Genomic DNA, 1,317 nt, shown 5'->3' on the forward strand with positions numbered 1-1,317 from the left:
GTAAGATGTTTACTCGAGGGTGTCTGTTCGCAAGCGAGATTAGTTCCCACACATCGATATGTTCTTGATCGCAGATGAGTGAAAGCTCGTTTGCAAAGGCAATGTTCACATCGCGGAAGGAATTCTCTGTAAGCTTGGATAGCTCCGCGGTTTTGGCGCTTGTTTCAAGTACCTCGCCACTTACAAATTCTTTGTAAAACGTTGCAGCAGCATCGGTCGATGCCTCGTTGATTCCGCCAACAATGCGGTCATTCTGAACCAGTTCAATCAGTATGCGCCCTGGCAGTACTCGCTCAGGGCAATGGGCAACAAATACATCGCCTTGGGTGTCGTGCCCAGCTTCGCTGAGGATTTTCGCAACAAGATCTGTTGTTCCGACCGGGCTTGTCGATTCAAGAATGACCAGATTGCCAGACTCAACAAACGGAGCAATGTTGCGAGTGGCTTGCTCAACGTAGCTTAAATCTGGCTCGTAGCCCTCTTTAAATGGGGTCGGCACAGCGATAATAAATACGTCTGCTTTGCAAGGCTCAAGACTCGCCTTGAGATTCCCGGAATTAACTGCTGATTTAACCAGCAAATCCAAATCTGGCTCGACTATGTGAATTTTTCCTTGGTTTATCGTTTCAACTACTTTGGGAGATACATCCACGCCAGTAACTTGATAGCCCTTAGTGCCAAGAAGTGAAGCTGTTGGAAGGCCTATATAGCCTAAGCCCATGACGCAAACTGACCTGAATTCCTTTTCCATAATGCCCTTGTTCACTCTGATTTTTATGTAAAAAGTATACGTGCTGATTACAGTGTTTTGTAAAGCAAAACAGTTACGGATTATTTAGGAGTTATTCGAAGGTGTTTTCGCAATAATCTTGTGTAATTAAACGAATTAGTTGGATAATTTTTTTGAAAATTTTACTGACCGGAGCAAGTGGCTTTTTAGGTAGCCGATTTGTAGTTCAATCGAATGGTTTGGATCTAGTCGCTTGTGCGAGAAGAAGTGATTCCGATTCGTTTCAGTCGGTTGGCGACATTAATAGTCAAACGGATTGGCGAGAAGTGCTAGGTCGTGGTGGTCATGGAGATGGCACTGGCGTGGATGTGATCATTCACTGCGCTGCACGCGTTCATGTGATGAATGATGATGCGCAAGATCCTTTGGTTGCGTTTAGAGTAGTTAATGTAGAGGGTACTGCGAATTTAGCTCGACAGGCCGCTCAAGCCGGAGTAAAGCGGTTTATCTTTTTAAGTTCTATTAAGGTCAATGGCGAGTTTTCTGGAGAGGTGGGCTTTGCCTCGGATGATTCTCCTGCCCCTGAA

At 45.3% G+C, this 1,317-nt stretch carries 2 protein-coding genes; one reads left to right on the forward strand and one right to left on the reverse strand.

The genetic code is table 11. The features are described 5' to 3' along the window. A partial coding sequence (locus A3738_RS17720) for a nucleotide sugar dehydrogenase (RefSeq protein WP_156504316.1) occupies positions 1 to 751 on the reverse strand: 751 nt, incomplete at its 3' end. 152 nt (positions 752 to 903) lie between these two features. Between A3738_RS17720 and A3738_RS17725 the strand changes: the two genes are divergently transcribed. Further along, the coding region (locus A3738_RS17725; protein ID WP_231876686.1) for an NAD-dependent epimerase/dehydratase family protein at positions 904 to 1,317 on the forward strand (414 nt) is incomplete at its 3' end.

Source organism: Oleiphilus sp. HI0066, assembly GCF_001635725.1.